The following is a 24,177-nucleotide window of genomic DNA, read 5'->3' as shown; positions in this document are numbered from 1 at the left end:
TCGATGCAATAGCTTCGCGCCAGCCTAAATTATTTACGCTTCTCTATTGACGCCCCCAGACCAAATCCTGCTGGGCTACCGCCGATTCTGGAGGGTGCATGTCATGCGCTCCTACGGGTTGGTCAACTGGAAATCGAGGGTATGGAATTCGGATTTGGTATAAGCCACCCGATGGCGGGGTAGCTGTTTCTCAACTGCCTACTTAGGCAGTCTAATAACAAACTTTGTCCCTTGAGCCTCACAGCTGTCAATTTCGATGGTGCCTCTGTGGGCTTCAATAATATTTTTAGCTAAAAATAAACCTAGACCCCAGCCGGTTTTTTCCTCTGCCGAGGGGGGACGACGAAACTGCTGAAATAAAATGGCCTGGGTCTCTGGAGGAATGGGATTACCTCGGTTGTGGATGGCGAGCTGGATATGGTCGCTAGTTTTTTGTAGGGTTAGGGTAATGGGGGCATCAGAGTCGCCATACTTGATGGCATTAACCGCTAGATTTTCAATCACCCTGCGGATTTGTTTGCGACTGCAACGGCTGACCACATTTGACTCTGAGACGATCACAAAGCGATCGCCATGGGTAAAGCTTAAATCTTCAATTACCTCGTGAAGCAGCTGATCCAGCTTGCAGTCTTCAAACTCTAGCTTTAACCCCTGTCCGGCTCTTAGCCGACTGGCATCGAGCAGGTTCTGAATCATGGCATCCATCCGCTCAATGGCGCTAATCATTCTCACCGTAATATCTAAGTGGGTGTCGCCTAGCTCAAACCGACGGAGAATCAGTTGAGTGCCCATCTTTACAACATTAACCGGGCCTCTAAGGTCGTGAGTTAGAGTTACCATAAACATCTCTTGGATGTCTCTCAACGTATCTGAAAATTGAGTGGCTGCATCATTAACGGCTTGCTCAATGGAGTCAATAATAATGTCGCGGGCGCGCGGACTTAAAGGGGTTTCTTTTTCTAAAATCTGAAATATTACCTGCCGCAAGATGTGATATTCCAAGATAAGCTGACTCATAGTGTAGTCAACATAACCGGCTCGCTCGTGGCCATGATTTCTGCCGATTTGAGTATTTTTTAACTTGACATCTTCAGTTTGAAGAGATGTTTTTTTAGACTGGTTAGAGAGTTCGTCAGCTAGCTGATCTAAATATAAAGGTAAAGAGTTTTGTAAGGCCAGAGAGTCCTGGTGAATAGACGCACTTACCTCATCACGGGCACGCTTCTCCCATAATTCCATAATTTTTTTAGAATTTCTTCTCAGTTCCTCAGAGGTTTGGCTTAGCTTAGCTTGGTTGTCTGAGGAGTGGGAGACTAGCATTGGAAAGGCTTGTAATCAAACAATATTGAGACATTTATAGCAGCCTAATCAGAGGGAAATCATCATCCATATGATAGAAAGCATTGGCGACAATTTAGCCGTTTATGACATTGGCTGCACTAGAAGTATGGAGCAATACATTGCGTTGCTTCCAAAATAAGCAAGGTGTGCTTTCTATAAAACTACCGCCAACTAAAAATGTTTTTAGTTGGCGGTATTGCTTGCTTCTGAGCTAATAGACCCTGTCAAGCTCAGCACAAGGCTCCTAGTCACCGACAGTTGGGTGGGGTTTGGCAGGCGGAGTTTGGCGGTTGCCTTAGGGCCGCGATCGCATTGCTGAGCTAAAGTAGGGCTTGACTTAGGGGAAAAAGCGATCGCAGCTCGGTCTTTGACACGCTGGGGAGGAGCACTAAGGCTGGTCAGCCAGTAAAAATCTATCCTAGGGTTGACCTGTAAATACATCCCAATTGAGGAAAATAAAGAGTCGACAAACATCAATTGCTATAGTGACTGTACTCGCACCTATCAGCGGACAATAGCTTGATCGCCTTAGGGAAGGTTTCAAGTGTGCTTTTTCCCTGTGATGCACCCCGTTGCTCATTCCTTAAGCTGTAGATAGTAGACCAATAGCCTAGGTGGGCAAAGGGCTTTAGCCCGTTTATGAAGCGATTTGCTTACAACCATAAATCTTCCCAACCGCAGCATTCTAGTGCTCGGGTACTCTCCTTACGGTGGTATCTAGTCTTGCTCGTCGCGGGCACCTTGCTTCCTGTTGTACTATTCGCCATTGCCGTTGTATTTAAGCTGTCGGTTCAAGATCAAGAAGCCTCAGAGCGACGGATGCTGCGCGAAGCCCGTAATCTGGCCTCAACCGTCGAGCGTGAATTTACGACTACAACCCGTACTTTACAAGCCTTAGCGGCATCTGAACCGCTCTATGAAGGAGACTTTGAGGCATTTTACAGCGAAGTAACTCGATTGACGGAGACGCAGTCAATTTGGTCCGCTGTAATTTTGCTTGATGCTGAGGGGCAACAGCTAATCAACAGTACCTTGCCCTTGACAACGCCATTGCCCTCAGAAAACAACTCAGAAAACTTGACCCGATTACTTAACACCCGTCAGCCTGTCCTAGGTGATCTGGTGGAGGGAGCGTTGGGGGAAGACTTTGCTTTTCCTCTACATGTCCCTGTTATTTATGACGGCAGCTTGCAATACGTTTTAACAGCTGTCATTACTCCCCGTTCCCTCGTCAATGTGATTAATGAACAGATCCCGGCTGAAGGAGAGTGGACGCGTACTGTTGTCGATGGACAAGGGAGTGTTGTAGCCCGCACGCTCAGTCTTGAACGGTTTGTCGGACAGCGGGGCACTCCCGTGTTTTTACAAAAAATTGGAGCGGCTAGTGAGGGGGTTTTTCAAACTGAAAATTTAGAAGGCATCAGGGTGTACGTCGCCTTTAGCCGAATCCGTAATTCTCCTTGGACGGTGGCGGTTACTGTGCCTATTGAGGTGGTGCATAAGCCAGCCCAAGAAGCGATGGGGATGGTATTGGGCGCTGGTATAGTTGTGCTTTTGGTCAGTGGTATTGGGGCCTTTCTGCTCTCACGGCAGATTTCTCGTAGTATTAACTCGGCTGCTTTGGCTGCGGCTGCTCTAGCCAATGGTGAGTACCCGCAGATTAGCCCGCTTTCGATTAGGGAAGTTGTCTTGCTAGGGCGATCGCTAGAATTTGCGGCTGACCTGTTGTCACAGCGAGAGCAAGAACGAACTGAACATTTGCAACGGGCCGAGGCGGCTCGAGAGGAGGCGGAAACAGCTAACCGGATTAAGGATGAGTTCTTGGCCGTGTTATCCCACGAGTTGCGAACACCACTTAACCCAATTTTGGGCTGGTCTAATCTACTGCGCCATGGCCAATTAAGCGCTGAAAAAACAGCCTTTGCTATAGACACTATCGAGCGCAATGCCAAACTGCAAACCCATCTGATCGAAGATTTGTTAGATATTACCCGCATCATGCGGGGCAAGGTAAGACTCAACAAAACGTCGGTCAAATTAGCCTCTATTGTAGATGCGGCGCTAGAAACGGTGCGGTTGACGGCAGAGGCAAAATTCATTCATATTCAAGCCGATCTAGATCGAACCGTTGGAGAGGTATTTGGCGACCCTACGCGGCTTCAGCAGGTCGTTTGGAACTTGCTCAGTAATGCCGTTAAATTTACTGAAGAAAAAGGCACTATCAAGGTTAACCTAGTGCAGATTGGTAATCAGGCCCAAATTAAAGTTAGCGATACCGGCAAAGGAATTCATCCTAGCTTTTTGCCTCATGTGTTTGAGTATTTTCGCCAAGAAGATGGCACCACTACCCGCAAGTTTGGCGGCTTGGGCCTAGGGCTGGCGATCGTGCGCCACCTGGTAGAACTGCACGGTGGCACAGTGCAAGCCGATAGCCCAGGAGAAGGGCTGGGGGCCACGTTTACCGTCAGGCTACCGCTGATGAATCAATGATCTTGCTGCAAGAGTGTACTTAGGCCGTTGGGCTGAGTGCGGCTGCTTCGGTTTGCCTAGCGATCGCTTTGTCGGCCAAGTCTTTTAGTCGTTGAATTCGATCCGCTGTAGAGGGGTGGGTCATAAACAAGGTCATCATCCCTTCTTTAGAGAGGGGGTTGACAATAAACATGGCCGAAAAGGCTGGGTTGCCATGAATGGGAACTTTCTGCCCCATGGCTTCTAGGGTTTCTAACGCTCGCACCAGGGCCATGGGGTTTTCGGTGATTTCGGCGGCTCCGGCATCGGCGGCGTACTCACGGGTGCGCGAAATGGCCATGCGAATCAGCCCGGCGGCAAAGGGCGCAATTACCAACAAAAACAAGATGGCAATGGGGTTGCTGCCCCGACGTCCGCCCGCCCGTGCCATGGGGAAATAGAGCGCCCCCAGGGTGAGAATGCGCCCCAGAAAAGTGAGCGACCCGGCCAGGGTGCCTGCTACGGCCTGGGTCAGGGTGTCGCGGTTGCGTACGTGGGTGAGTTCGTGGGCAATGACGGCGTCGAGTTCGTCATCGGGCAGCAGATCAATGATGCCTTCGGTGAGGGCGATCGCCGCGTGGTTTGGATCTCGCCCCGTGGCAAAGGCGTTGGGCGACTCCGACGGCACCAGGTAGAGAGCAGGGGTAGGAATACCGGCGCGATCGCACAACTGATCTAGCCTTGCGTAGAGTTCTGGGGCGTCGTCTCGGGGGGTGGGCTTGGCCTTAAAGGCTGCCAGCGCCGCTTTGTCAGAGTAGTACCAAGAGCCAAAACTGCCCAGAGCGGCAAACCCCAGCCCATAGATCAGGCCGGTTTCATTGCCCACCAGCAGATACCCTGCCAGCACAATTAGCCCGCTGAGCAAGGCCAACAACGCAAAGGTTCTGAACAGATTCATTCCAGCCATAGGTAACCCCTCGGGGCGCAGTGCAAGTTCGTGTTTCCTCAGCATCTCAAAGGAACCCACGGCTGAGGTCTACCTAGAGAAAGAAACTAGGGTTGAGGGCTGGGTGGCAACAATTTGGCTTCTGGCAAAATCAGCATGGCATCGCCAAAGGAGTAAAACCGATAGTCTTGCTCAATGGCCTCGGCATAGAGGGCCAGTAGCCGCTCTCGCCCCACCAGGGCACTGACCAGCATCAGCAGGCTCGATCCAGGCAGGTGAAAGTTGGTGATCAGCCCATCCACCACCCGATACTGGTAACCAGGATAAATAAATAGATTGGTTTTGCCCTGCCAGGGGCCTAGCTGACCGGTTTGGGCGGCCCCTTCTAAGGCGCGCACGGCGGTCGTGCCCACGGCAATCACCCGTCCGCCCTGGGCTTTGGTGGCGTTGATTTGCGCTACCGTTTCTGCCGAGACATCGATCCATTCGCCGTGCATTTTGTGCTCAAGAATGTTGTCGGCTTCGACGGGGCGAAAGGTGCCTACCCCCACGTGGAGCGTAATGTGCGATCGCCCCACCCCAATCTCATCGAGGCGCTCAAATAGCTCAGGGGTAAAATGCAGCCCCGCCGTTGGGGCCGCCACCGCACCGGGGGCTGTGGCGTAAACCGTTTGGTACTGCTCAGGCGAGGCGGCGGTATCGGTAATGTAGGGAGGGAGGGGAACTTCCCCCAGGCGCTCAAAGAGGGCAAACAGAGACTCACCGCCCTGGGGCTCAAACTGGAGCAGGCGACCGCTAGTCTCGGGGTCGGTAGCCAGCACCTGGGCCACCAGGTCGGGCTGGTCGGGGTTGGGGCCAAAGTGCACCGTTGCCCCTGGCTTCAGGCGGCGACCCGGACGCACCAGCGCCAGCCACTGGTGGTTGCCCTGGTCTTCTAGCAAAAACACTTCGACTTGGGCACCGCCCGGCTTGTGGCCGAGCAATCGAGCCGGTATTACCCGCGTATCGTTGAGAACCAGCAGATCGCCGGGGCGCAGCAGGGTCGGCAGGTCGCGAAAGTGGTGGTGGCGATGGGTGGTGGGGCTATCGACCACCAGCAGCCGTGAGGCATCTCTCGGCGTAACCGGGGTTTGAGCAATTTTTTCTGGCGGCAAGAGATACTGATACGCCTCCAAGGCATAGTCAGGGGATGAGGGTTGGTCCTGGGGGCTTGATGCCAGGCCTAAGGTTGAGTCTGTTGGGGGTGTCAGTTGTTGACGATCGTGCATAACCTGTCCAGGTTGGGGGGATACACCCAGGTGATGTGGGGGGACTTAACCCTAACCGCCCCGAGCCTTATCTCCGACAATGAAGTCAATAAGAACTGTAGCACCTGCCTAAAGGTCAATGATGGAATACACCTACTATCTCGCCAACGCCAGTTTGACCCTTCGTGTGGTCGAACACCTGCTCGGCTACTGTCGGCTGCCCCTGGAGTTTATGACGGTGATTCATCAAATTGATGGTTGGGTCATTCGCGTCAAAATGAACGACAACATCGCCGTCTCGGATGCCGAAGATTTTCGCGCCTACATGAACGAGCTGGGCATTGCCTACGACCCCGGTATTCGGGTGCGGATGGCCCTGTGGGGTCTAGAAACCGGCCAGTCGCCCATCGATGTCATGCGCCGCTACCAGGTAGCCATTGTTTCTCACGGCAAACCCGATCGCGAAGAGATCGAAGCCTTTCGTCGTCAGTTTGTCATGGGCTTGGGCTATTGCCCTGAAACGTTGGCCTAGGGCAACGAGTAACACCAGATTGTCTGTAAGACATATCTCCTGAAGGGGCGGGGCAACCTGCCCTTTTTCGTAGCTTTTTATAGAAAAAGCTGTAAGACCGAATCTGACCTACAAAACCCCGGTTCAAAACCAGTACCTGTAGGGGCAATGCCCCTACAAAAATGCCCCTACAAATCGGGGGTATACAGATAGGATTTGGTATAAGGTTTGATTCGCCAGCTTGGTCAGACCCTCCAGCTTGGTTAGACGGTCAGGGATGGATCAGCTGGGGTCAGCCTTGACCCAGAGCGCGAGCCCCCCGCCCCGGCCCCGAGCAGCCACGTAGCCTGGCTCAACGGCAAAAAACGAAAAGAAGGGCAGCTTGCCTACCGAAGCCGCTAAAAACGGCTCAGGTTTAGCGGCTTTGCCCTTGAGGGGCAGATTGACTAGGCAGAGATCGCCCACTAGCACCTGAAGCCGCACAAAATCGAAGGCGAGCAGATTCTTTTTGGGCAAAAATTTGGCTGGTCCGGTAAACCGCAGCTTGAGTGCCCCCACCTGAAGCTGGTTTTGTATGGTGAATAGATCGGTGGTGGGGGCTAGGTCAGGGGCGCGATCGCGGCTAAAGCTCAAAGTGGCCACCGCCAACCCCGGTATATAAAAGCCGCTGCTGGTGGGTTTTCCGGCTTGGGTAGTGGGCTTTTTTGGGGCTGTAAACCGCAGACGCCAGGTGCCCAGCAGTCCATCGGGCGAAAACTGCTGCCGCTGCTGCTTAACCTGCCGCTCGGCTGTCAGCAGAGCCGCCGTTACAGACTCTGCCCCCGGTCGCGATCCTGAGGCCGCAGCCTCCAGCACTTGGGTAGTAGATAGGGCAGAAAGGCTATCGGTGGCGGTCATGGGGGTTCCTAGAGGGTGGGAGGGGTAGCTCTGCGGCAGGGGCTTGGAGGCACAGGGGTTAACCTGGCCTAGCTTTAGCTAGATTCATTATGCCAAGGTCAGCGCGGGGGCTATCGCCTGGCTCTGGCATAATGGAATTCCGTTCTAAACTGCGCTGCTATGGCCACTACTCCGCGATCGCCCCTGCTGCGCAACCCTGCCACCAAGTCAGCGGCCAACGTCTCGGTGGTGCTGATGTGGGTCGGCATTGTCATTACGCTGGGGTTCATTCTCATCGCTCTGCTGGCTCCGGTCATGCAGACCTGGGGCTGGGTGGCCAATCCCACCACCGCTCTCCAAAACCCGATTCACCAGCCCCCCGGCGGTGACCACTGGTTTGGCACGACTCGCCAGGGCTACGACGTCTTTTCTCGCACGCTGTTTGGCACCCGTGCTGCCTGGCAGGTGGTGCTGCTGGCGACCCTACTCAGTGTGGCGATCGGGGTGCCTTTGGGCATGGTCAGCGGCTACCTGGGTGGCTGGCTCGATCGCGCCCTGCTGTTCTTCATGGATACGATCTACACTCTGCCGGGGCTGCTGCTCTCGGTCACCCTGGCCTTTGTGGTGGGTCGGGGGGTGCTCAATGCCGCGATCGCCCTCAGCATTGCCTACATTCCCCAGTACTACCGGGTGGTGCGCAATCACACGGTCAGCATCAAGACCGAGCTGTTTATTGAAGCGGCCCAGGCCATGGGGGCTTCTACCTGGACGGTGCTCACCCGCTACCTGTTTCTCAACGTGATTCAAAGCGTGCCGGTGCTGTTTACCCTCAACGCCGCCGACGCCATTTTGGTGCTGGGGGGCCTAGGGTTCTTGGGCTTGGGTCTGCCCGAGCAGGTGCCCGAGTGGGGGGCCGACATTCGCCAAGCCCTTGATGCCCTGCCCACTGGCATCTGGTGGACGGCCCTGTTTCCTGGCCTAGCCCTCACCCTAATGGTGACGGGGCTGTCGCTGGTAGGCGAAGGCCTAAACGAATTGATGAACCCCCTCCAGCGCCGCGAAAACTGGCGCTAGATTCAGCCCCATCCCGCGCGCATGGGCAAACGCCGTTTGCCCCTACCCATCCACCCATCCACCCTTCACCCTTCACCCCTCACCCTTCACCCTTCACCCCTCACCCTTCACCCTTCACCTCCCCCCTCGCCCGCAGCGCTGTCACCGAGTACAACAACAGCGCCGCCCAAATGCAGCCAAAGGTAACCCCATGCACGGGGGTAAACGGTTCGCCGTACACAAACACCCCCAGCAGCAGCGATAGCGAAGGGGCCAGGTATTGAAAAAAACCAAGCGTCGCCAGCTTCAGGCGTTTGGCGGCATTGTTAAACCACAGCAGCGGCATGGACGTGGCTACCCCAGCGCCAACAAACAGCAGCGTCATCGGCCAGCTTTCGCCAAACCGACCTTGCCCGGTGGCCCCTAGCCAGCCCACAAACAACAGCGTGATCGGTGTAATCAGCAACGTTTCGACGGTGAGGCCCACCAGGGGAGTCACCGTCACCACCTTGCGCAGTAGCCCGTAGAAGGCAAACGAAACGGCTAAGCTCAGCGCAATCCACGGCACGGTGCCCAACTGCCAGATAAAGTAGCCCACCCCCACTACCGCCAGGGCCACAGCCACCTGCTGCCCCCGATACAGGCGTTCTTTGAGAAAGACAAACCCTAGCAGCACGGTCACCAGGGGGTTGATATAGTAGCCCAGGCTGGCCTCTACTACGCGATCGCTATTGACCCCGTAGATGTACAGCCCCCAATTAAAGGTGAGCAGGCTGGCGGTTAGCAGCAGCACTAAAACCTTGCGGGGCGACTGGAGCAGCGCCCTGAGATCGCCCAGCCGCCGCTTCACCAGCAAAATGCCCACCAAAAATACAGCCGACCAAATCATCCGGTGGCTCAGCACCTCTACCGCGGGGGTGCCGCCAAAAAACTTCCAGTAGACGGGCAACAGCCCCCAACTGCTGTAGGCCAGTAGGGCATAGAGCGGGCCTAGGCTGGCCTCGCTGTGCTGGCTCCGGGTAGCAGAGGTAGGTAAGGTCAAGTTAGTTGCTGCAATGCAGACCCATAATCGATGGATAGGAAAAATTCTAGCGGCCTGGGTGGCGAGTCGCTATCGACCTAGGTGGCCGAATTCTATCGATGGGGTCTATTGACAAAAGGCCCGTGACAAAGGCTTGCAACAGAGTCCCGTGACAGAGGCCGAATGGGGCTAACGGTCGGGGCTGCTGTGGTAGAGGGGTAACCGCACCACCATCGTCGTCCCTAGGTCGGGCTGGCTGTGGGCCACTACGGTGCCGCCACAGTACAGCAGTAGCTGCTGCACAATCGACAGCCCTAGCCCAGCTCCCTCGGTTTCGTCGGGGGGCAGGTTGCGACCGCGATAAAAGTGATCGAAGATGCGAGGAAGATCGCCTGAAGATAGGCCAATACCGGTATCGCGTACTTCGATCTCAGCGAAGTTGGGGGTGCTACGAGCTGTCACCCACACTTGGCCGCCGCTGGGGGTATATTTCAGGCTGTTGTTGAGCAGGTGCATCATGATTTGCCGCAGCCAGCTGTCGGGGCAACTTACCGCAGGCATCTTTTTGGGAATTGTGTAGGCCAGCATAATGCCCTTTTCGGCGGCTAAGGGTTGGTAAGTGCTCACCACCGGGGGTACGGCTTCTGCCAGATTGAGCGGGTCTAGCTCGGTTTGGCTGAGGCTAGTTTCGACCTGGAGTAGGTTGAGCACACCGCTGATCAGAGCACTTTGGCGATCGCACTCATGGCTGATCATCTCCATATAGCGCTGTCGCTGGGGGGGCTTGATATGGGGCGAGTCGAGCAGGGTGAGGGCGGTCTTAATGGTCGTTAGGGGGGTGCGTAGCTCTTGACCTACGGTGTTGAAAAAGTTGTCTTTGAGCCGCAAAGTGTTGAGCAGCACTTCGTTTTGGGACGACAGCGTCGACATGCTCAGGGCCTGGCGGCGGTAGGTAGAAGCCGACTGGCGCAAATGCTCTTGGCGCTTGAGCTGCCAGTTGAGCCAGCGATCGATCAGGGCTAAGGACACTGAGGTTGGAGCGGTACTGGGGCCGGGCTGAGGCCAAGCTTGGGCAAGCGCCGCCACCTCTGCATCTAAATCACCTGCGGCTATCTCCTGGTCGATGGGGTAGCGAATGGCCTCGACCACCGTGGCAATTAATTCAGGATTGACCGAACAGCACACCGACAGGTATGACGACCGAGCGCTAGCATCTTCCCCTGGGGAAGATCCATCGTCGTCCTCATCGGTCTCAGTGGGCAGTCTTTGCCCCTCACTCGGCGGGGTCGCGGACAGCGGCTGCATGCGGTGGGCCACCACCATGGCCGCAAACACCTCAGACTGAACCACAATGAAATAGTCGCCGCGCCAAGTATGTCCCTCTCGTAGAGCTAGCAAAACCTCATGATCGGTCGCTGCGGGCAGGGGCTGATGGGGAGCCAGCCGCAGAAATCGCCACACTCGGTAGGGGGGCACCAGCCCCTGTCCGTAGCGCTGAATATCATCATTCCAGGCGGTGCCCCCCGGCAGCTTGACCAGCAGGTGCGCCTGAATATCTTGGGCTTCGAGAAAGTCTACCGTCGATTGCAGAATGGCCTTAAACCCTTTGGGTTTGACCTGTACGTAGTCAGGCACCGCTGCACTATGCTGAAGTAGCCGGTGTAAAGATAGCTCTTGATAAGACTGCATAGTGCTCCAACGGGCCGGGGCCAGGCTAGAACCAGGCGGCCATAACGATCGGCTATGGAAATCGGTGCTAGCACCTATTAGGGTATCTTTAACCACCCAAAATGACGGAAAGAATGTTGCGTGTATTCACATACCACCGTCATTTTTGGGCAAAAATGTTAGCTAATATACCGTTTTTTAAGGAAACAGCGAGCCTGCTCGCGATCGTCAAAGTGGATCTTTTCGGTACCGAGAATCTGGTAATCTTCGTGGCCCTTGCCTGCAATCAAAATGCCGTCGCCCGGCTGGGCCATCTCGATCGCAGCCTGGATAGCGGTAGCGCGATCGCCCACCACCTGGTCTGCCCCTAGCTCGGCTGGAATGCCCGCCACGACATCGCGCAGGATCTGCTCGGGGTCTTCGGTGCGGGGGTTGTCGGAGGTGACCACCACGGCATCAGCTAATTCGTAGGCAATGCGACCCATCTGGGGGCGTTTGGTGCGATCGCGATCGCCGCCGCAGCCAAATACGCAGATCAGCCGCCCCGGCACAAAGGGCCGCGCCGCCTGCAATGAATTTTTCAAACTATCGGGTGTGTGGGCGTAGTCCACGATCACGCTGATGTCTTGGGCCTCGGCCACCTTCACCTGCTCCATGCGTCCCGGCACGCCGCCAAAGCCCGGTAGGGCAGCTGCGATCGTGTCTAGGGAAACGCCCAGGTGCAGGGCTGCCCCCACCGCCGCCAGCAAATTCTCTAGGTTAAACTGCCCCACCAGCGGCGAGCTAAAGGGCACCGTGCCTAGAGGGGTTGTCAGCGTTCCCGTCACGCCATTGGCCTGGTAGGTCAGATCGCCCGTATACAGGTCGGCTCCAGAGTTTTGGGTGCTGTAGGTCCAGACGCGATCGCTCGCCAGTTGGGCAACGAGGCGATCGCCGTAGGGCGTATCGATATTCACCACCGCGCGACCAGCCAGATAGGTCTCGTTAAACAGCAGCGCCTTGGCCTGGAAGTAGTCCTCCATGTCGCGGTGGTAGTCGAGGTGGTCCTGGGTCAGGTTGGTGAACACCGCCACCTCAAAGGGGCAGCCCCACACCCGCTTTTGGGCCAGGGCGTGGGAGCTGACTTCCAGCACCGCGTAGCGACAGCCTGCATCCCGCGCGGTGGCCAGTTCGGCCTGGAGTTCGACCGCAAAAGGCGTAGTGTAAAGCGCTGTCTTTTGGTACCCTGGCCAGCGAGTGTAGAGCGTGCCTAACAGGGCTGTGGGCTGCTCTGATGCATTCAGCAAGTGCTCTACCAAATGCGTTGTGGTGGTCTTGCCATTGGTACCTGTCACCCCGATTAAGCCCATCTGCCGGGCTGGATAGTTGTAGAACTTGGCTGCCACTTCGGCACAGGCCACCGACATATCGGTCATGGGTACCACACAGGCATCGCCCTCGACCGGTCGTACCTGGAGCGCCTGAGCCGATACCAGAGCCGCTGCCGCCCCAGAGTCGATCGCGCTAGGCCAAAACTCACCGCCATCGACGCGGGTACCTGGCATACCAATGAATACATCCCCAGGCTGGCAGGCGTGAGAATTGGTGCAAATGCCTTTGATGTCAGGGTCGCCCATCCCCTCCGATAGCGAAAATCCAGCGTCGATCAGCCCGGCGGGCAGGTCCTCAAGCAGTTGGCGCAGCTTCATGTCAGCAACTCCTCACATCATTGAAGTTGCCCTATTCTGCCTTACTCTGGCCCAGATAAGTCTGTATCAATTGCTCCACCTTGGCCTGGGGTGCCCGAGGCGATAGGCGCGGCAGAGGAATTTCTTGGCTGCCCGACTCTGCCTGGATCACCTGACACAGTACTGGAATCTCGTACTGGTAGCGCTGAAACCAGTCGTCGCGGGTGGTGATGTCGCGCACTTCTAGCTTGAAGGGCAGGTGGTTGGCGGCGGTCAGTTTTTCTTCGAGCCCTTCGCACAGGTGGCAGCCGGGCTTGCTATAGAGCACGAATTTTGTCATAGAGTTCAGTCACAGGAAAGACAGTCACGGCACAGCGGCTCGGTAGACGCTGGGGTAGATATAGATTGGGTTAAGGCCTGTTGGCAAAACTTTGCCGAAGGCAGTAAAACAACGCCTCTTGGGTTGCGCTAACCCATCCTACAGTTGAATTAACCTACCTCTCTAGACCTGATGGCCAAGTCTTTGTGGAACGGAGCTAAAGCGGTTTTTCACCGCAATGGCAGTATAGCTGTCGATCAATTTGATATTTTCTGCGTGCAGCGATCGCAAAACTCAATTGGAGCCCGATCGGCTAGCCAATGCCAAGTTTTACCCCATCTAGGTTGGAACTATGGCAGTCAATCCAACTAACAAAAATTGGGTGTGTCGTTGTAATGCAATACAGCAACACACCCAACCGCAAAAATAGCTAAACCGTCGCCCTAAGGCGTACCTCCAGGGGTCCCAGGTGCTGCCGGATCAGCAGGATCGGTGGGCTCAACAGGAACCCCACCGGGTGCGGGTTCGCCAGGATCAGGGGCGGTAGGTTCTGGGCCACCGCAGGCAACCCCAACTATAGATAAACCTACAATTAAAGGTAGCGCAAGCAACTGTTTAAACGTCATGGAGATATCTCCTTGATTGGGTTTGGATCATCGTTTGCCGGTGCCAGCGAGGCTAAGCCTCGCTTTCTAAGCGTGCAGCCTAAGCCTGGAGTGCTAAGCAGCACTTTGACAGTGACTTGAGGAAACTCCTCTGACAAAGATATGACATTTTTGTATAGATAATGTTAAGCACTAAAAATTTATGTCTTTAGGTATAGTGCTCAGAGTTCTAAAGTCTAATGCCAAGTCTGAATCATATAATCCCAATTCCCAAAAAGCTTGCCTGTAAGGGCATAGGCGTAGCCGCGCCAAAGGATCTATTGCCTTCGCCCTGCTAATATGAAGTCCAATTAATTAACCAACAGAAAACGGCTTGCCTATCATTCCTGCAGAGGCGGGAATTTATCCTGGAGTCACTTATCCACAATGGATTCCCTCGGAAGTGGGAATGACAGATTAGGAGCATTTAAGCGGACCTGATATAAGGAGATTTTTGGAAAAGAATCTCTCCACTGTCTTCGGCGACTGTAGCCACCGTAGGGCGGGCACTGCCCACCATTAGGGAGAAAGTTTTCCAAAAGTTGCTTACATCGGAGTACCCAAGCAAAATTGGGTACAAGGGGGACGAGATTACAACGTCTTGGTTTCCATCGGCAAAAATACCGTCAGCACTTCGCCTGCCTGGGGCCGCTGCCGCACGATCAGCTTGCCGCCCAACGCCTGAAATAGGTTTTTGGTAGCGTTGAGGTTGAGGCTCAGGCCGCCGGTTTCGGGTTGAAACATCAACAGTTGCCCCAGGGCCTTAAAGGGCGACGAGAAGGGATCGTGTTCGGGCTTAGACTCGGCACTGCCCTCCGGGGGCTGCGACTGAAACTGGAGCTTGAGCTGGTGCCCTGCCAGGGTGACAGCCAGTTCAATGTGGCTGTAGGGGGGCAGGCTGTGGGTGAAGCGGTCGATTAACCCGGTGAGCACCTGGGTGAGCATGGCCGGGTCGCTGTTGACCATGGGTAGGCAGGGGGGCACATTGACCGTCAGGCTAAGGTTGCGGCGGCTTGCTTGCTGCTGCCAGTGGGGAATGGCGTCGTCGAAGAGTTGGTTGAGAGAAATGGCCGACAGGGGCGATCGCGGTCTGGGGGCGCGATCGGTCTCTAGCTCTACGGCGCGAAAGATGAGGCTAAAGCGATCGATCTGTTGGGTGCATTCGCGATCGATCAACCGCAATCGCTTAGCGACCTCGTCGCCAACGTCTTTGCGCTTGAGCAGCGATCGCGTCAGGGTGCGAATGGTGGTTAGGGGCGTGCGAATTTCGTGGGCCATAGCCTTTAACAGCTCGGTGTCGGGGCTGTCTTGGCAGGGTGGCCTCGGGTCTGGCTTGGGCGGAGCCGTGTAGTGAGCACCACCAACGTGAGGACTGGGGTCGGTCTGAAATGCTGCGAGAGTAGGCCGGGCCGGGAGTGCTAAAGACGCCAGCGCCCCAGCAGAACTGTGAGATTCTGCAGCGACATCGACTTGCACCTGCTGACGCAGTTGGGTCATGAGCAGGTGGCTGTAGCGAGTTACGAGGCGGTAGTCGGGCGTGACAGGTGGAAACTGGTCGATCAGGCGATCTAGGGCTGGCACCAGCGGGGGACGAATGGCGACAACGCGATCGCGCAACTGCTGCCAACCTTGCTCTACCACCGCTGGATCAAAGGAAAACTGAAACTGGGGCAACCCATTGGCCCCCTGCCCCAACACCAGCAAAAGGCTAAAGTTGCGGGTTAGCAGTAGACAAAACCGCTCTTCTCCAACGGGGTCGTGGCTCGCTAAGGGCACCATCTGTAAATCACAGGCTGGGGCTGCTGTCGACCCTCTGCCTTGGCCAGGCAAGAGGGGCCGAGTGACGGAGAGAATCTGCTCTAACTGCTCAGGCACCAGCAGCCAGTGGGAGAGCCGCTGCCCTAGGAGGCGATCGGGCAATACTGGAAATGGCCCTGACAAGACTCCTCCCATCAGGGGCAGTAGCTCACTGGCTTGAGCAGCCGTTGAAGCGCCCGGGGGGGGAACATCAGGGGGAAGTTCTATCAGTAGCCGAATCAGGGCCGCCAGCCCACTCAGCCATTCTTGCTCAGCCTGTCTATGAAAAACGCTGGAGCTGCCACCGGGAAAACCCAGCGCTGCCCCCCGCCCACGGGGAGCCTCCTCTGACCTGGGGCCAAAGGAGGTTTGGTGCTCGTTGAGCAATTGACTGAGGGGTAGAAACTGTTGCACCAAGGGTTACCTGCCTCTGCAATAGGCTAGCCGTGGCACCTAAACCACAGCGGGTGGGTTGTCTACAGCAGACAACCCAATGTCTATTACGAGACTAAGCCCTTAGCGCCAGATGGGGCTATGGGTAGAACCGAACGAAAACCCGGCCATGACCTAACCAAACCAGCTAGAAGGAATCGCCTCAACCTCGACCCGCTCAGGACTATGACGGCGCTGCCAAATTTCAGGCCGACCCAGCAGGGCTTCAATGCCCTGGTGAATGAGCTGGTTGATCTGAGCATGCTGCTCAGAGGAATAGCAGTGGCCGGTGGACTCCAAACCGCAGGCGGTGCCGCTGTCCATGGTGACATAGACCACGGGCAACCGCGCGAGCACATAAGTCGTGAGCTTTTGCCGCAGTTCAGGAACGGCAAAAACCTGACGGTACTCGTAGAGCGGATAGGCGGCTAAAATGTCGTCAATTTTGTCTGTTACGATTGGCAAAGTTAAGTTGACAATGGTTTGGGTCATTGAATTCAGCTCCAGGGATGTCTAGTAGTGAAACCGAGGGATATTACTTGTCCTGACAGGCAGGGTTACTTGTCCTGACAGGCAGGGATCAAACTAAAAAAGCAGAGAAATGGCGACTCATTGGATGAAGTGTTGGTGAATTAGGCCTTTTGCTAGTCCTCAATTCGGCTCAGAGATTGCCTCAAGAAAACAATTGCAGCTCAGTCAGCACGAAGGTTCTAAATCATTGAATTGAACGTGTCCCAGCGATCTCAGGTATTCCCCATATAAGCGTGACAATGGCGATCGCCCTATCTAAGTTTTAGAAAGAAATAATTTTTCTCTTGCAAATGATTATGAAAACTACGTAAAGTGAAGTCTTTCTCAATCCTTGTTGTTTTTGGCGTAAGTGTTTGTCTCATGGTTTATTACATTGTGTAATCTGGGGGCCAAATGTTTAGGTTTTGGGCTAGCTAAGCAGTTGATCTGAGGGCAGTGTTGCAACAGGTTGTTTTATTAGTCGTGGGGGGTATGCACCCGCCCAGCTACACCGGCCAGATCCTCTCTACCATTGCCAGAGATGAGGTGCTGGGTCAGCTCAGGCGAGTCGTGTGTGCGCCCCAGCGGTCTGGGGATGTGCTCTCGGCCTATGCCCTACGCCAAGCCCTCGACAAGGCTGAGAAAGCATCCCTTCCCGAGCCGGAGCTAGGGCTGCTCATCTGGGCGTTTAGCGCCGGGTGTGTGGGGGCAGCGGCCCTGGCGGCCCACTGGCAGCAAGGCCGAGGGCCGGTGCTGGCTCTGTTTATGGTGGATGGTTGGGGGGTGCCCCGCCCGCCCGGGGTACCTGTGCATCGTCTCAGTCACGATCGCTTCACCCACGACAGTTCTCGCTGGTTGGGGGCAGGCGATGAGGATTTCTACGCCGACCCGGCGGTACCTCACCTACACCTGTGGCAGCAACCGCAGACCACTAATGGCTGGGCCACCGCTGGGCGCGATCGCGAAAGCCTGACTGCGGCAGACTTTCTCTGCCGGCGATCGCGGGATCACCTCTGCCGCTATGGCCTAAATATCAACGGGCCATAACCCGAGGTCTAAACTGGGCTTTAGGGCCATAAACACCCTAGCCTCTGCTGCTAATATGAAGGGAATTGTTGCTCATTTAACAGCTTTTCCTGCCTATTTCTGCAACGTCATTCCTGTAAAGCAGCGGCGGTGAGCTAATTCACCGCTCGTGTGGCCTCAAGGGGAAACGGTCTACCTTACTTTTCTTCTGAAGCAATGCACTCTAGCCCAACCCAAGCACCCGCCGCTATGACGACAACTCCCGTTGCTACTCCTAACAGTGTTCTTGTGCGCCGCGCCTCCGGGGCCTTTGCTCTGATTGATAGCCTGAGACGGCATGGGGTAGAGCATATCTTCGGCTACCCCGGTGGGGCGATTCTGCCTATCTATGATGAGCTGTACCGGGCTGAGGCGGCTGGGGGCATTAGCCATATTTTGGTGCGCCACGAGCAGGGGGGTGCCCACGCCGCTGACGGTTACGCTCGCGCTACGGGCAAGGTAGGGGTCTGCTTCGGCACCTCTGGGCCTGGGGCTACTAACCTGGTCACAGGCATCGCCACCGCCCAGATGGACTCGGTGCCCATGGTGGTGATTACCGGTCAGGTGCCCAGCCATGCGATCGGTAGTGACGCCTTTCAGGAGACCGACATTTTTGGCATTACCCTGCCCCTGGTGAAGCATTCCTACGTGGCCCGGCGGCCCGACCAAATTCCTCAGATGGTGGCGGAGGCGTTTTATATTGCCCAGACCGGTCGCCCTGGGCCGGTGCTGATCGATATTCCTAAAGACATTGGCTTAGCCGAGTTCGACTACGTGCCCGTAGAGCCGGGCCAGGTCAATCTGCCGGGTTATAAGCCCACCATCAAGGGCAACCCCCGCCAGATCAACCATGCCCTGCGGCTGCTGCGCCAGAGTGAACGGCCTCTGCTATACGTAGGCGGCGGTGCCATTACCGCCAATGCCCATGCTGAGGTTCTGCGGCTGGCCGAATACTTTCAAATTCCGGTAACGACGACGCTGATGGGCAAGGGGTCGTTTGATGAACACCACCCCTTGGGCCTGGGCATGCTGGGCATGCACGGCACCGCCTACGCCAACTTTGCCGTCAGCGAGTGTGACCTGCTGATTGCGGTGGGCGCTCGCTTTGACGATCGCGTTACCGGCAAGCTCGACGAATTTGCCGCTCGTGCCCAGGTCATTCACATTGACATTGACCCAGCGGAAGTGGGTAAAAACCGTAGCCCCCAGGTGCCGATTGTGGGCGATGTCAAGCAGGTGTTAACCACCCTGCTTCACCGCTTGGAAGAAGAGAACCAGGTGCCACCCCCCAATCAAACTAAGGCCTGGCGCGATCGCATTGACCGCTGGCGACGTGACTACCCCCTGGTGGTGCCGACCTACCCCGACGTGCTGTCGCCCCAAGAGGTGATCTTCGAGCTGGCTACCCAAGCTCCCCACGCTTACTACACCACTGATGTCGGTCAGCACCAGATGTGGTCGGCCCAGTTCTTAAAGAATGGACCTCGCCAGTGGGTTTCTAGCGCTGGTCTAGGCACGATGGGTTTTGGCATGCCTGCGGCGATGGGAGTGCAGGTGGCGCTGCCCAACGAGACAGTGATCTGCATTAGCGGTGACGCTAGCTTCCAGATGAACCTGCAAGAACTCGGCACCCTGGCCCAGTACGGCATTCCGGTGAAGACCGTGATTGTCAACAACGGTTGGCAGGGCATGGTGCGCCAGTGGCAGCAGGCGTTCCACGGCGAACGTTACTCGTCTTCAAATATGGAAGTGGGCATGCCTGACTTTGAGGTGCTAGCCCAGGCCTACGGGATCAAAGGTATGGTGGTGCGCGATCGCGATCAGCTCAGCATGGCCGTTGCCACCATGCTGGCCCACGATGGTCCAGTGCTGCTGGATGTACATGTGCGCCGTGACGAAAACTGCTATCCGATGGTGGCTCCTGGCAAGGGCAACCACCAGATGTTGGGGTTACCCGAGGTGCACGGCACTGGTGATGGCTATGGCCCCGATCCCTGCGTTAACTGTGGCCACCAAAACCCCTCCACCAGCAACTTCTGTTCGGAGTGTGGCACCAAGCTCTAGGGAGCGACAAACGGTCTACGACTAGCCCCCTATGGGCGCAAAAACGTTTGGGCGTTAGGGGCAAGGCTGAAGGTTTTAGGAGATTCCACCAAGCTTCAGCCTGCCCTTAAACTCGGTCTTTTTGTCGGGTGAATGGCTCAATTTTTTCAGAATGCAGTATCCTAACCTCAGTTTCATTACTGGTGTGGGTCGTTTATGTCCGCTGCGCTGAAATCCTATGTGCCTCGCCCCGTGCCATCTCGGCGCAGAACAGCCACAGCCCGTACCCGAGCTTCATTGCGTCACGGTTCTGCCGTTTTGTCGGCGCAGGTACAGCCTAGACCCCCGCAGCGGGTTTCCCCGCCGGTGGTCTTGCCAACGCCACCTAGTCTGGATAAAGCCAGTCCGGCAGTACGCCTACTGTCTCAGGTTCATCTGGTGTCTTCGGCCCTGTCGGTGGCCTTGCTAGGTCTGACCTTGGTGAGCTATGGCACATCGGTTTACGTTAACCATCAGCTGAGCCAGGCCAACCGACAGCTCAACCGTCTGCAGCGCAGCGAACAGCAACTCACCAACGCCAACGAGATGCTCAAAAACCATCTGGCCCAGCAGGTGGAGGTGAGCGCCATGGGGTTTCAGCCACCTCAACCCGGCAACGTGATTTTTTTGAAACCGGCGCAGCCAACAGCGGCGGTAGCACTGCCTAGTCAGGGGTCTACCTCAGCGCTGGGGCGCTTTGCCCTACCCAAGGTAGATGTACCCCTAGGGTATTAAGCACTAGCCCAATTGTTTACTTGCTGTTGCCCCTATGGCTAGTTCTGCCTATTCTGCCCGTCGTCGTCGTCGCCGTCGTCTTACGTCTAGCCCTCCGGTGGGCGTGGCTCCCACGACAGCTGCGACGCGAGTGCGAGTGCTGTTGGTGTGGGGGTTGTTGGTACTATCGCTCATGGCGATCGCCGGTCGCTTGGCGTGGCTACAGCTAGTGCAGGGAGACAATCTGGCCAGTTTGGCCCAACAGCAGCGCCTCTCAACGCCAGTGCAGCGGCAGTTGCGCCACTCGATTGTCGATCGCCAGGGCAATGTGCTGGCTGCTGACCATGTGGTGTATACGCTCTACGTGCACCCGCGACTGTTTACGCTGTCGATGCAGGAAGTGGCAACGGCCCTCAGTCCCCTGTTAGAGACGCCAGTCTCTAACCTGATGGGTCAGTTTAGTCGCCAGCCCACAGGCATTCGCTTAGTTGATGGTCTGTCTGAGGCCACCGTCGATCGCATTCGTGCCCTACGCATGAATGGGTTAGAGCTGCACCCGCAGCAGCAGCGATTTTACCCCCAGCAGCAACTGTTTGCCCCCATCGTGGGCTTTGTCAATTTTGATGGGCAGCCCCAGGCGGGCTTAGAGCTGGCTTACCAAGAGCAGCTCTCCCTGCTGCCCCCTAGCGACGACACGGCAGTGACGGCAGCCGAGGCCCTCTCTGATCCAGCAGTTTATGGGCCTCCAGACAGTCTTTTTGCCGAAAATGCCGCTACCCCCGACTCAGCTACCGATACCCCACCTCAGCATTGGCCTAGTGGTAGTGCCAGCCTGCACCTGACCCTCGATAGCCGACTGCAGCGGGCAGCCCAGCAAGAGCTACAGGCGGTCGTCGATCGCCATCGAGCGAAGCGGGGCACGGTCATGGTGATGGATGCCCACACCGGCGAAATGCTAGCCCTGGCCAGTGTGCCTACCTATGACCCCAACCAATACTTCCGCGCTGACCTCAGCGATCTGCGCAGCTGGGCGATTAGCGACCTCTACGAGCCAGGGTCTACCTTTAAGCCGATCAACATTGCGATCGCCCTAGAAGCCGGGTTGATTACCGCCGATGAAATCGTCAACGACAGTGGTCAGATTCAGTTTGGCGAGTGGAAAATTAGAAACCACGACTTTGTCACCGCAGGCGGACGCGGTCTCATTTCAGTCACCGATGTGCTGAAGTATTCCAGCAACATCGGCATGATTCGGATTATGCAAAAAATGCCTGCCTCCGACTACTTTGCCTGGCTGCAACAGCTCAGCTTAGATGGTCTTACCGGCATTGATTTGCCCGCCGAGGCAGCTGGGCAAATGAAAAATCGTGAGCAGTTCATCAACAGCCGGGTAGAACCGGCTACTACGTCCTTTGGGCAGGGGTTTTCGCTCTCGCCCATTAAGATGTTGCAATTACAGGCTACATTGGCGAACGGTGGCAAGCTGGTAACGCCCCACGTGGTGCGCGGCATGATCGCCCCCGATGGCCGAGAACTGTGGGTGCCCGATCGCCCTCAGCCCAAAACTATCTTCTCGCCCCAGACCACTGAGCAGGTGCTGACCATGATGGAAGCTGTCGTGGCCACCGGCACCGGTGATTCGGCGAAGGTGCCTGGCTACCGCATTGGGGGCAAGACGGGCACAGCGCAAAAAGCGGCAGCGTCGGGGGGGTATGGCCGGGGTCGAGTGACCAGCTTTGTGGGCATTTTGCCGATCGATGCGCCCCGTTACGTCGTGCTGGCGATCATTGATGAACCCCAGGGTGACGATGCCTACGGCTCCACTGTCGCCGCTCCTCTCGTGAAAAAAGTAACTGAGGCGCTGGTGGTTTTAGAAGGCTTGCCTCCCACCGACAACTAATGTCTAGGCCTTGAAAATCAGGCCCTAAAAATTAGGCTCTGAGACCATACCGCCCAAGTTTTCTACAATGGCTCGGGTGTTGGCCACCATCATGTTCAAGTAGCTATCGCCCTCGCTGCCGGGAGCCCCAATCGAGTCAGAATATAGCTCTTGGGAAGCCAGCCTAACGCCAGCCTCCTCGGCCACGGTGCGAATCAGCTGGGGGTTGATGGTGGTTTCGGCGAAGATGGCGGGCACCCCCAACCCCTGAATAGAGGCTACTAGCTGTTGCACGGTGCGGGCGCTGGGTTGTTCTTCGGTGCTGAGGCCAATTAGGGTGCCGACTACGTTGAGCCCGTAAGCCGTAGCGTAGTACTGAAAGGCATCATGGGTGGTGACTAGCTGCCGCTGCTGGGCGGGAATGGTGGCGGTTTGAGTCTCAATCCACTCGTGAAGTTGAGTCAGTTCGGTGATGTAAGCCTCGGCATTAGCCGTGAACAAGGCCTCGTGATCGGGGGCCAGCTCAATTAGCTCGTCGCGAATCGCTTCGACCATGGGCACTGCGTTACTGACATCGCCCCAAACGTGGGGATCGGGCACTGTGCCGTTGCCGTCAGCTAAATCTAAGGGGGGGACCACTTCGCCCACAGCGACCTGACGAGCACTGACCCCGGCGGCGTTGAGCAGACGAATTAAGTTGGGTTCTAAGTTGTAGCCATTGTAGAGAATCAGGTCGGCTTGCTCAAAAGCAATGGTATCGGCGGGCACGGGTTCGTAGACGTGGGGATCAGCTCCGGGCTGCAAAATACCGGTGAGATCGATCTGTTCGCCGCCGACCTGGGCCGCCCAGTCGGCAATTAAGGTGCTGGTGGCCACTACAGCTGGGCGACCGTCGGCGACCACCGCTGGAGGAGCCGATGCCCCTCTTTCGGCGGAGTCGCAGCCGTTTAATCCTAACCCTAGGGCCATTACCACGGCGGCCAGGCTTCCATACTGTGAAAGTAGATTATTTCGTTGCATTGACTGCATTTCATATTCCTTTCATTTTTACGATACAATATTTTTCATATTCCTTTCATTTTTGAAGAGTGTCTTCCCTCTATGGGGATGCTGGTCAGGCCGAAGGAGTCGCCGCCGCTGGCTTTCTCGGCCATAACGTTTCCCGGTGGGAATTAAACCCCGATTGGGCTACAGATTATCTGCTGGAGGTAGGTTTATGGTGGCTGTTCCTAAAATGATGGTTGACCACCTTAGTGTCAACTACCGTGACGTGCAGGCCTTGCGCAACGTCAACTTAACGGTACGAGCCGGTAAGGTGGTGGGCATTTTTGGTCCTAATGGTGCGGGCAAGAGCACCTTGATCAAGGCGATGCTGGGGCTGGTGCCAGTGGTGACTGGGCGCGTGACCTACGGCGATGACATTCTTGCCCACCAGCTTGACCGGGTGGCCTATGTGCCCCAGCGATCGCAGATCGACTGGACCTTCCCGGCCACGGTGTGGGATGTGGTGATGATGGGCCGAGTGCAGAAAACCGGTTGGTTGAGACGCTTTTCGGCTAGTAGCCGTCAGATTGCCCGAGAGTCGCTAGAGCGAGTGGGCATGGCGGAGTTTTGCGATCGCCCCATCGGAGCGCTCTCGGGCGGTCAGCAGCAGCGGGTGTTTCTGGCCCGTGCTCTGGCTCAGCAGGCTGAGATTTTCTGCTTTGACGAACCCTTTGTGGGGGTTGATCAAAAGACTGAAACGGTCATTTTTGAGATTTTTCGCGAGCTGGCCGCGGCAGGCAACATCGTCATGGTGGTCAACCATGACCTAGGCGAGTCAATTACCAACTTTGATCAGCTGGTGCTGCTCAACAAAGAGCTGATCGCCGCTGGTCCCCGCGACTGGGTACTCACCCGCGACAACATGACTCGCGCCTACGGCGGCCATGTGGGCTTTTTTGGCCATGTCGCTTGA

The 24,177-nt window shown here is 56.3% G+C and carries 19 protein-coding genes; 8 read left to right on the top strand and 11 right to left on the bottom strand.

Features of this window, described 5'->3' with window-relative positions; all coding sequences use genetic code 11:
• Positions 1-198: 198 nt before the first annotated feature.
• The gene (locus RRF56_RS14630; protein WP_317033903.1) at positions 199-1,320 is read right to left on the bottom strand and encodes a HAMP domain-containing sensor histidine kinase; all 1,122 of its coding nucleotides are present in this window, start codon (positions 1,318-1,320) and stop codon (positions 199-201) included.
• 762 nt (positions 1,321-2,082) lie between these two features.
• On the opposite strand from RRF56_RS14630, the gene RRF56_RS14625 reads away from it, so the two are divergent.
• Entirely contained in the window at positions 2,083-3,831 is a 1,749-nt protein-coding gene (locus tag RRF56_RS14625) for a sensor histidine kinase (protein ID WP_317033902.1), read from the top strand.
• A 19-nt stretch (positions 3,832-3,850) separates the two neighbouring features.
• Here RRF56_RS14625 and RRF56_RS14620 read toward each other — a convergent pair whose 3' ends face one another.
• Entirely contained in the window at positions 3,851-4,756 is a 906-nt protein-coding gene (locus RRF56_RS14620) for a M48 family metalloprotease (RefSeq protein ID WP_317033901.1), read from the bottom strand.
• An 86-nt stretch (positions 4,757-4,842) separates the two neighbouring features.
• Complete coding sequence (queA, locus tag RRF56_RS14615; RefSeq protein ID WP_317033900.1) at positions 4,843-6,003, bottom strand: tRNA preQ1(34) S-adenosylmethionine ribosyltransferase-isomerase QueA; 1,161 nt, start codon at positions 6,001-6,003, stop codon at positions 4,843-4,845.
• 121 nt (positions 6,004-6,124) lie between these two features.
• Between queA and RRF56_RS14610 the strand changes: the two genes are divergently transcribed.
• Complete coding sequence (locus tag RRF56_RS14610; protein WP_317038362.1) at positions 6,125-6,514, top strand: hypothetical protein; 390 nt, start codon at positions 6,125-6,127, stop codon at positions 6,512-6,514.
• 261 nt (positions 6,515-6,775) lie between these two features.
• Here RRF56_RS14610 and RRF56_RS14605 read toward each other — a convergent pair whose 3' ends face one another.
• Positions 6,776-7,390, bottom strand: coding sequence for a hypothetical protein (locus RRF56_RS14605; protein WP_317033899.1), 615 nt, complete (start codon positions 7,388-7,390; stop codon positions 6,776-6,778).
• A 159-nt stretch (positions 7,391-7,549) separates the two neighbouring features.
• Here RRF56_RS14605 and RRF56_RS14600 point away from each other — a divergent pair, with 159 nt between their 5' ends.
• A complete protein-coding gene (locus RRF56_RS14600) occupies positions 7,550-8,443 on the top strand; it encodes an ABC transporter permease (RefSeq protein ID WP_317033898.1) in 894 nt (297 codons plus the stop codon).
• Between the two features lie 100 nt (positions 8,444-8,543).
• On the opposite strand, the gene rarD is transcribed toward RRF56_RS14600, so the two are convergent.
• From rarD to RRF56_RS14570, 6 genes are all read right to left on the bottom strand, one after another.
• Positions 8,544-9,464, bottom strand: coding sequence for an EamA family transporter RarD (gene rarD / locus RRF56_RS14595; protein WP_317033897.1), 921 nt, complete (start codon positions 9,462-9,464; stop codon positions 8,544-8,546).
• Positions 9,465-9,632: 168 nt separating this feature from the next.
• Positions 9,633-11,132, bottom strand: a complete 1,500-nt coding sequence (locus RRF56_RS14590; protein WP_317033896.1) for an ATP-binding protein — start codon at positions 11,130-11,132, stop codon at positions 9,633-9,635.
• A 158-nt stretch (positions 11,133-11,290) separates the two neighbouring features.
• Positions 11,291-12,799, bottom strand: coding sequence for a UDP-N-acetylmuramoyl-L-alanyl-D-glutamate--2,6-diaminopimelate ligase (locus RRF56_RS14585; RefSeq protein WP_317033895.1), 1,509 nt, complete (start codon positions 12,797-12,799; stop codon positions 11,291-11,293).
• 31 nt (positions 12,800-12,830) lie between these two features.
• On the bottom strand, positions 12,831-13,118 hold the full coding sequence (locus RRF56_RS14580; RefSeq protein WP_317033894.1) for a glutaredoxin family protein: 288 nt from the start codon (positions 13,116-13,118) through the stop codon (positions 12,831-12,833).
• 1,214 nt (positions 13,119-14,332) lie between these two features.
• Positions 14,333-15,952: a HAMP domain-containing sensor histidine kinase gene (locus RRF56_RS14575; RefSeq protein ID WP_317038361.1), complete on the bottom strand. Its 1,620-nt coding sequence runs from the start codon at positions 15,950-15,952 to the stop codon at positions 14,333-14,335.
• A gap of 153 nt (positions 15,953-16,105) precedes the next feature.
• Complete coding sequence (locus tag RRF56_RS14570; protein ID WP_317033893.1) at positions 16,106-16,462, bottom strand: late competence development ComFB family protein; 357 nt, start codon at positions 16,460-16,462, stop codon at positions 16,106-16,108.
• A 477-nt stretch (positions 16,463-16,939) separates the two neighbouring features.
• Between RRF56_RS14570 and RRF56_RS14565 the strand changes: the two genes are divergently transcribed.
• The 4 genes from RRF56_RS14565 (at position 16,940) to RRF56_RS14550 (ending at position 22,241) form a co-directional block, all read left to right on the top strand.
• Positions 16,940-17,527, top strand: a complete 588-nt coding sequence (locus RRF56_RS14565) for a hypothetical protein (protein ID WP_317033892.1) — start codon at positions 16,940-16,942, stop codon at positions 17,525-17,527.
• A gap of 228 nt (positions 17,528-17,755) precedes the next feature.
• Entirely contained in the window at positions 17,756-19,609 is a 1,854-nt protein-coding gene (ilvB, locus tag RRF56_RS14560; RefSeq protein WP_317033891.1) for a biosynthetic-type acetolactate synthase large subunit, read from the top strand.
• Positions 19,610-19,804: 195 nt separating this feature from the next.
• Entirely contained in the window at positions 19,805-20,362 is a 558-nt protein-coding gene (locus RRF56_RS14555; RefSeq protein ID WP_317033890.1) for a hypothetical protein, read from the top strand.
• A gap of 34 nt (positions 20,363-20,396) precedes the next feature.
• Entirely contained in the window at positions 20,397-22,241 is a 1,845-nt protein-coding gene (locus RRF56_RS14550; RefSeq protein ID WP_317033889.1) for a penicillin-binding protein 2, read from the top strand.
• 24 nt (positions 22,242-22,265) lie between these two features.
• On the opposite strand, the gene RRF56_RS14545 is transcribed toward RRF56_RS14550, so the two are convergent.
• Complete coding sequence (locus tag RRF56_RS14545) at positions 22,266-23,240, bottom strand: metal ABC transporter solute-binding protein, Zn/Mn family (RefSeq protein WP_317033888.1); 975 nt, start codon at positions 23,238-23,240, stop codon at positions 22,266-22,268.
• Between the two features lie 196 nt (positions 23,241-23,436).
• Here RRF56_RS14545 and RRF56_RS14540 point away from each other — a divergent pair, with 196 nt between their 5' ends.
• A complete protein-coding gene (locus RRF56_RS14540; RefSeq protein WP_317033887.1) occupies positions 23,437-24,177 on the top strand; it encodes a metal ABC transporter ATP-binding protein in 741 nt (246 codons plus the stop codon).

It is taken from the genome of Nodosilinea sp. E11, from assembly GCF_032813545.1.
In the GTDB taxonomy this organism is placed as follows: domain Bacteria; phylum Cyanobacteriota; class Cyanobacteriia; order Phormidesmidales; family Phormidesmidaceae; genus Nodosilinea.
This window is presented reverse-complemented; position numbering and strand designations above follow the sequence as displayed.